We start from the raw sequence: 7,682 nt of genomic DNA on the forward strand, positions 1-7,682 counted from the left end.
TTTTCGCCCAATGCCGCCTGTTTGGCGGCGAGCGCCTGCTCTGCTTCGCGGGCGACGGTGGCGAGGTCGGCACCGCTGCTGGCGGCGACGGCGGCGCTGATGGCGCCTTCCACCAGCGGCGCGGGGCTGATGCGGCAGCGGGCGGCAAGCGCGGGGTCGTCGAGCAGGTCCAGCGCGGTTTGCGCGCTCAAAATGGCGCTGCCGAGGTCAACGAGGATGAGAATGCCGTCCGGGTTGGCGGCGTCTTCGATGGCCTGCATGATGCGCACCGCGTCGGTGCCGACGGGATTGTCCGCATCATCAATGCCGGCGGCGGTGTGGATGGTGTCGGGCGCGGCGCTCATTTGTGCGGCGAGGGCGGCGATGCCGCGGGCGATGTCGGGGTGGTGCGAGACGAGGATGAGGTGAATCATAGGGGGTTTTCGCTGGTGTGGGCCGGGATGGCAAAAACCGCCCCGGAGAGCGGTTTTTGTTGTGTCATTGGAAGCGGCGGACGGTTATATATATATGCAGGGTAGCGCTCCTCTGTATGTATATCGCCCGCACCCGCTTATTTTTCAATCCACATATATTTGGAGGAGCGGTGATCCATGACGTTTTCGTCCGCGTAGCCTTTGACATACGGCTTGACCAGGCGTTTGGTGACGTAGCTGTAGATTGGGGCGACGGGGTAGTCGTCGGTCAGCATTTTTTCTGCCTCTTTCAGGATAGCAGCGCGTTTGGCCATGTCCTGTTCTTGTGCGGCCTGGGCGAGCAGCGCGTCGTATTTTTCGCTGGCGTAGCCGCTGTCGTTCAGCCCGCTCTTGGACTGGAACAGTTCGAGGAAGCTGTAGGCGTCGTTGTAGTCACCTATCCAGCCCGCGCGGAAGGCTTCGGTTTGTTTTTTCTCGGTGCGGGTGGTGAGGAAGACTTTCCATTCCTGGTTGGTCAGGTTGGTTTGTACGCCGAGGTTTTGTTTCCACATGGCAGCGACGGCCACCGCGATTTTTTTGTGGTTCTCGCTGGTGTTGTAGAGGAGATCCACTTTCAGCGGCTTGTCTTTGCCGTAGCCCGCTTCTTCGTAGAGTTTTTTCGCTTTTTCGATGCGCGCGGCTTTGTCCAGGCTGGCGTATTCCGGGGTGTAGTGGTCGTAGCCGTTGATGCCGGGCGGGACGAAGCTGTATGCCGGTTTTTCGCCCGCGCCGGTGACTTTGTCGGTGATGACGTCGCGGTCAATGGCGAGGGTCAGCGCTTCGCGCAGTTTCGGGTTGTCCTTGAACGGCGGACGGGTGAGGTTGAAGCCGTAGTAGTAGGTGCCGAGGTAGGAGCTGATTTTGAGTTCGTCTTTGAAGTTTTCCCGCAGCATTTTGATTTGGTCGTTGGGGATTTCGTAGGTCATGTCCACTTCGCCGGCGCGGTAGCGGTTCATGTCGCTGGTTTGGTTTTCGGTCGGGTAGTAGATGACTTTATCCAGTTTGACGGCCTCTTTGTCCCAGTATTGGTCGGATTTGGCGACGGTGAGTTGGGCGTTCGGCTGCCAGTTGTCGAGTTTGAACGGGCCGTTGCTGACGATGTTTTCCGGGCGCGTCCATTTTTTGCCGTGTTTTTCGACGGCGGCTTTGGGCGCGGGGTAGGCGGTGGCGTGGGTCAGGAGGCCGAGGAAGTACGGCGTCGGCCCTTCGAGTTCGGCGACGAGGGTGTGGTCGTCGGTGGCTTTTACGCCCAATTGTGTCGCGTCTTTCAGCTCGCCTTCGGCGATTTTTTTCGCGTTTTTGATGGGGTAGAGGAGGAAGCTGTAGTGGCTGCCGGTCGCGGGGTCAACGGCACGCTGCCAGCCATAGACGAAGTCGTGCGCGGTGAGCGGGCTGCCGTCGCTCCATTTGGCGTCGCGCAGGTGGAAGGTGTAGGTTTTGCCGTCTGCGGAGATTTCCCATGTTTCGGCGACGCCGGGGACGAGGTTGCCGCTCGCGTCTTCGCCGATGAGGCCTTCAAAGAGGTCGCGCAGGATGTTGGATTCCGGCACGCCTTCTGCGGTCTGCGGGTCAATGCTGTGCGGCTCGCTGCCGTTGCCGCGACGCAGGATGCTTTCGGCGTTGGCTGCCTGCGCGGCGATGCTGATCGCGGCAGTAAGCAGGATTATTAGCGGTTTTTTTTGGTTTTTCATGGCGTTTTCTCCGGTGTTGTGGATTTTTGTGGGTGGGTGGGCTTTTCAGCCTACCATATTAACTATTCATGGGTTATTATCCATATGCGCCTTGGCGCAAGTTTTTTTTTATCATCATGATTTTTAATGTGTTAAAGGGGTTGCCTATGTTCCAGTATCTTTTCCGCCGCCTGCTGGTTGCGATTCCGACGTTGTTTGTCATCATTACGTTGGCGTTTTTTATGGTGCGCGCCGCACCGGGCGGGCCGTTCGACCAGGAGCGCAAGATCCCGCCGGAAATTGAGGCGAACCTGAACCGCGTTTATCATCTGGATGAACCGCTTTATCAGCAGTATTTCCGCTATATGGGCAATGTGGCGCAGGGCGATTTGGGCCCGTCTTTCCAGTATGCGGACCGCACCGTCAACGAGATGATCGCTGACGGTTTTTTGGTTTCGGCGGAGCTGGGCATTACCGCCATTTTTATTGCCGTGGTGATTGGTTCGCTTTTGGGCATTTGTGCGGCAATACGGCAAAACACGCGCGTGGATTATTCGGTGATGGCGGTTGCGATGGTGGGTATTACCATCCCCAGTTTTGTCATGGCGGCGCTGTTGAAATTGGGCATTGCGGTGTCGTTGCGCCTGTGGTTGCAGGAGCATGGCTGGAACGCCGACTGGCTGCCGCGTACCGCCGGTTGGGGCGAGTACGGGCTGTCGCAGGCGATTCTGCCGGTGGCGTGTCTCGCCCTGCCGCAGATTGCCTATATTTCGCGGATGATGCGCGGCTCGATGATTGAGGTGCTGCACGCCAACCATGTGCGCACCGCCCGCGCCAAGGGCTTGCCGGAATGGAAGGTGATTCTCCGCCACTGTCTGAAACCGGCGCTGATGCCGGTGGTGAGTTATCTCGGTCCGGCCTGCGCGGCGGTGATGACGGGTTCGGTCATCATCGAGAAGATTTTTGATATTCCCGGCATCGGCCGCTTTTTCGTCAATGGCGCGCTCAACCGCGATTACACGCTGGTGCTTGGCGTGGTTGTCTTCTACGGCGCGCTGATTTTGTTGTTCAACCTGCTGGTTGACCTCGCCTATGCCTTCCTTGACCCGAAAGTGAGATTACGTTCATGAGCAATTCCGTCACCACCCCCGCCACCGCCCAAAAGGGGCAAAGCCTGTGGCAACAAGCCTGGCGCCGTCTGGTTAAAAACAAGGCGGCGATGGTCTCCATCGTCATCCTGCTGCTGATGGCGGGCGCGGCGCTGATTACCCCGCACCTGCGCCCCTTTGCCCTGGACGAGGTCTTTTGGGACATTGATTTTCCCTCGCCGCCGAGTATTGAAAACGGCCACTGGTTTGGCACCGACAGCAACGGGCGCGACCTTTTCGTGCGCACCATGTTCGGCATCCGAATCTCGCTTCTGGTCGGCCTGTGCGCGACCACGGTCAGCCTGATAATCGGCGTCGCCTATGGCGCGATTGCCGGCTACATGGGCGGTCGCACCGACAGCATCATGATGCGCGTGGTGGATGTGCTTTATGCCATGCCGTTCATGTTCTTCGTCATTTTGCTGATGACCTTCTTCGGCAAGAACATTTATCTGATGTTTGCCGCCATTGGCGCGATTGAATGGCTGACGATGGCGCGCATCGTGCGTGGCCAGGCGATGAGCCTGCGCCACAAGGAATTTGTCGCCGCCGCCGAAGTGCTGGGCGTCTCCACCGGCAGCATCGTCAAACGCCACATCGTGCCGAACACCCTCGGCACCGTCATCGTGTATGTGACGCTGACCATCCCCGCCGTCATCCTCACCGAAAGTTTCCTGAGCTTCCTCGGCCTTGGCGTACAGGAGCCGATGACCAGCCTCGGTGTGCTCATTTCCGAAGGGGCAGACCGCATGGAAACCGCGCCGTGGATGCTCATCTTCCCGGCCTTTATCCTCGCCACCATCCTCTTTTGCTTCAACTTCGTCGGCGACGGCCTGCGCGACGCCCTTGACCCCAAAGACCGGTAAGCACGATGACCACAAACACACCCCTCCTCACCATCGAAAACCTCGACGTCAAATTCCGCCTCGACCGCGAAACCGTCCACGCCGTGCGCGGCGTCAGCTTCAGCCTGAACAAGGGCGAAACCCTGGCGCTGGTCGGCGAATCCGGCTCCGGCAAATCAGTGACCGCGATGAGCATCGTCCGCCTGCACCCGGACAACACGACCGAATACGGCGCGGACTCCAAAATCACCTTTGAAGGCGTCTCCATGCTCGACGCTCCACCGGAAACCCTGCGCCAACTGCGCGGCAACCGCATCGGCATGATCTTTCAGGAGCCGATGACCTCGCTCAACCCCTTCATGCGCATCGGCGAACAGCTGGGCGAAGCCATCGCCGCGCACCATCCGAAAACGCCTGCCGAACAAATCCGCGTGCGCTGCAAAACCCTGTTGGAGCGCGTCGGCATCAACGAAACCGAGCGCCGCCTGAAACAATACCCGCACGAATTCTCCGGCGGCCAGCTCCAGCGCATCATGATCGCGATGGCGCTCATCAACGAGCCTGACCTGCTCATTGCCGACGAGCCGACCACCGCGCTGGACGTCACCATTCAGGCGGAAATCCTGGATTTGCTGCACGAACTCCAGCGCAACATGGGCATGGCGATTATCTTCATCACCCACGATTTGGCGCTCGCCAAACACTACGCCGAAAACGTCTGCGTCATGCGTCAGGGGCAAATCGTCGAAAGCGGCGCCATCCGCGAAGTCTTCGCCAACCCGCAGCACGACTACACCGTGGAGCTCATCAACGCCACGCCGAAAGGGCTGAAAGAGCCGCCGCCTGAAGGCGCCGCTGTGCTGCTGGAGGCGAAAAACATCCACGTCGAATTTGTCGTGGAGCGCAGCTTCTTCGGCAAGCCGCGCAAAAACTTCCATGCCGTCAAGGGCATCGACCTCGCGCTGCATCAGGGGCAGACCATCGGCGTCGTCGGCGAATCCGGCTCCGGCAAATCCACCCTCGGCAAGGCGCTGATGCAAATGCTGCCGTACCGCGGCGACATCCACTTTGAAGGCCAGGACCTTGCCAAAATCAACGAAAAAACGCGGCAAAAACTCAAAGCCGACATGCAAATCGTCTTTCAGGATCCCTACGGATCGCTCTCGCCACGCCTGACTATCGGCGAAATCATCGGCGAAGGCCTCTTGGTGCACCAGCCGCAACTGACGCGGCAACAGCGCACCGACAAAGTCGCGGCGATGCTCGAAGAAGTGTCGCTGTCGCCTACGATGATAAACCGCTACCCGCACGAATTCTCCGGCGGGCAACGACAACGCATCGCCATCGCCCGCGCGGTCATCCTCGAACCCAAATTCGTGCTGCTGGACGAACCGACCTCGGCGCTGGACCGCTCGATTCAGGTAAAAGTGGTCGAACTCTTGCGCGAGCTGCAAAAAAAATACGGCCTTTCCTACATCTTCATCAGCCACGACCTCTCCGTCGTGCGCGCGATGAGCGACGAAGTGCTGGTGATGAAACAGGGCGAAGTGGTCGAACGCGGCAGCGCCATGCAAATCTTTAACGACCCGCAGACCGCATACACGCAGCGGCTGATCAAGGCGGCGTTTGACCTGTAACCGGTGCGAGCATCCCATGACCTACGAACAACAACTGCAACAACTCGAAGCGCTGATCAAACAACTGGAAAACGGCGACCTCAGTCTTGACCAGACGCTGGCCGCCTACGAACAGGGCATCGGTCTCGTCCGCGCCTGCCAGCAACAACTGGAGCACGCCGAACAGCGCATCCAGATGCTCAGCCACGACGCCGACGGCGAAGAAACGCTCGTCCCCTTCACCGACCCCGGCGACGACCTGCCATGATTCTCGAAGACGGCAAACTGCTGCGCCGCCCGCTTCCCTGGCGCATCAGCGACTACCTTTGGGGCATCTTCCCCGCGCTCGCCTCGCTCTTCGCCGCCATCGCGCTGTGGCAATACGGCCATGCGCGACTGGGGGCGATGCTCATCCCCGCGCCGGAAACCGTCCTCGCCCGCGCCGCAGACATCCTCGCCAACGCCGCCGAACGGCAAAACGTCCTGCTCACGCTCCAGCGCGCCGCCATCGGCATCGGCCTCGCCCTCACCCTCGGCATCGGCACCGGCCTCATCGCCGGCAGCAGCCGCACCCTCGCCCTGCTCGCCCGCCCTGTCGTCACCACCCTGCTCGGCACGCCGCCCATCATCTGGATTGTGCTCGCCATCTTTTGGTACAACATGGGCAGCACCAGCGTCATCTTCACCGTGGTCATCACCACCCTGCCGCTGGTCTTCGCCGCCGCGCAAATGAGCGTCGCCACCCTGCCGACGCCGCTCGCGGAAATGCTCTCCAGCTACCGCGTGCCGCTCGCCCGCCGCCTCAGGGCGTTTTACCTGCCGCACATCCTGCGACAAATCCTGCCCGCGCTCATCGTCGCCGTCGGCACCGGGCTGAAAATCACCGTGATGGCGGAGCTGCTCGGCAGCGACAACGGCATCGGCAGCGCGATAGCGAGTGCGCGCGCCATGCTCGACACCGTGGACGTGATGGCCTACGTCGTCCTCATCGTCAGCATCATCATGGGCATCGAATACGGCCTGCTGGAGCCGCTGCGCCGCCTGTTTGACGTGACGAGGCGACAATAACGCCCGCCATACCGCCAAAAACCCCGGTCATCGCCGGGGTTTTTCTCATCATGCCGCAAGCCGTCGGGTCGCTTTCCCGCCTGTTCCAGTATCTGCAATAATTCCGCCGCTTCCGCATCGCCCGCTTGTACCGCTTTTTCCAGCCAGCGTTTACCGGCCCGCCCGGTCTTCGTCCACGCCCAGGCCTTCCAGATACAAACCGCCCAGTTCGCTCATTGCCCGCGTGTCGCCCGCCTCTGCCAGCGGCTGCAACAGGCGGGCGGCCGCGAAGTAATCCTCACGCACGCCCGCGCCATAAATGTACATCTGCGCGGCCGCGTAGCGGGTCTCGGCATCTTCACGACGCGCGGCGAGGTCATAGCACGGATAGTCGCCATACGGCAGACCGGGAACGGCCTGTTCAAACCAGAAGCGGTACTGTTCGTTGCTTGGCGCCACGCCCTTGCCCTGGCGGTACTGCTCGGCAACGCGCAACGCGGCAAGGCGGTTCCCGGCTTCTGCCAGCCGCTGAAACGCCGCCAGCGCCTCTGCGTATTTGCCGTCGCGGTAAAGCGCCTCTGCCGCGTCCCAACCCTGCCAATGGGCGCGATGCGCTGCCGCTTCGCTGGCGAAAATGGCGAGCAATTCCACCAGTCTCGGCGCCGCTTGCGCCTCGCGGAACAGTTTCTCGCCGTATTCGTCGAAGGCACCGTTGAAATAGCCGGATTGATAGGCTTCCTGCGGCGATTGCCAGCGGATTTCCGCACGGGCGGCCGCCGCGAGGGCAAGGAGGATAAGGGCAGAACGGGTTTTTATGGGGGATTACTCCGGTAGTTGTAGCAGGCGGAATTATAGCCATCCACCGAAAGCCTCATACTGTGTTGCGTCGCCTGACCGGGCACCC

At 60.6% G+C, this 7,682-nt stretch carries 8 protein-coding genes; 5 read left to right on the forward strand and 3 right to left on the reverse strand.

What is annotated here, in order from left to right; genetic code table 11:
* Positions 1 to 413 (reverse strand): dihydroxyacetone kinase phosphoryl donor subunit DhaM (gene dhaM / locus Q0349_RS08840; protein ID WP_298080496.1); only part of this gene is annotated, 413 nt, incomplete at its 3' end.
* Positions 414 to 550: 137 nt separating this feature from the next.
* On the reverse strand, positions 551 to 2,143 hold the full coding sequence (locus tag Q0349_RS08845; RefSeq protein WP_298080497.1) for a peptide ABC transporter substrate-binding protein: 1,593 nt from the start codon (positions 2,141 to 2,143) through the stop codon (positions 551 to 553).
* 146 nt (positions 2,144 to 2,289) lie between these two features.
* Between Q0349_RS08845 and oppB the strand changes: the two genes are divergently transcribed.
* The 5 genes from oppB to Q0349_RS08870 are packed head-to-tail and all read left to right on the forward strand — an operon-like array spanning position 2,290 to position 6,799.
* Positions 2,290 to 3,252, forward strand: coding sequence for an oligopeptide ABC transporter permease OppB (gene oppB, locus Q0349_RS08850; RefSeq protein ID WP_298080498.1), 963 nt, complete (start codon positions 2,290 to 2,292; stop codon positions 3,250 to 3,252).
* A complete protein-coding gene (locus Q0349_RS08855) occupies positions 3,249 to 4,136 on the forward strand; it encodes an ABC transporter permease subunit (RefSeq protein WP_298080500.1) in 888 nt (295 codons plus the stop codon). Before oppB ends, Q0349_RS08855 begins: the two co-directional genes overlap by 4 nt.
* A gap of 5 nt (positions 4,137 to 4,141) precedes the next feature.
* Positions 4,142 to 5,752 carry an ABC transporter ATP-binding protein gene (locus Q0349_RS08860; RefSeq protein WP_298080501.1) on the forward strand — a complete coding sequence of 537 codons (1,611 nt, stop codon included), beginning with the start codon at positions 4,142 to 4,144 and terminating at the stop codon, positions 5,750 to 5,752.
* Positions 5,753 to 5,768: 16 nt separating this feature from the next.
* Complete coding sequence (locus tag Q0349_RS08865) at positions 5,769 to 5,999, forward strand: exodeoxyribonuclease VII small subunit (RefSeq protein WP_298080503.1); 231 nt, start codon at positions 5,769 to 5,771, stop codon at positions 5,997 to 5,999.
* Positions 5,996 to 6,799: an ABC transporter permease subunit gene (locus Q0349_RS08870; RefSeq protein ID WP_298080505.1), complete on the forward strand. Its 804-nt coding sequence runs from the start codon at positions 5,996 to 5,998 to the stop codon at positions 6,797 to 6,799. The genes Q0349_RS08865 and Q0349_RS08870 overlap by 4 nt, the downstream gene beginning before the upstream one ends.
* A gap of 150 nt (positions 6,800 to 6,949) precedes the next feature.
* Here the strand turns inward: Q0349_RS08870 and Q0349_RS08875 are convergent, their stop codons facing one another.
* Positions 6,950 to 7,429, reverse strand: a complete 480-nt coding sequence (locus Q0349_RS08875) for a hypothetical protein (RefSeq protein ID WP_298080506.1) — start codon at positions 7,427 to 7,429, stop codon at positions 6,950 to 6,952.
* Positions 7,430 to 7,682 lie beyond the last annotated feature (253 nt).

Source organism: uncultured Cardiobacterium sp. (assembly GCF_938028185.1).
Lineage (GTDB): Bacteria > Pseudomonadota > Gammaproteobacteria > Cardiobacteriales > Cardiobacteriaceae > Cardiobacterium.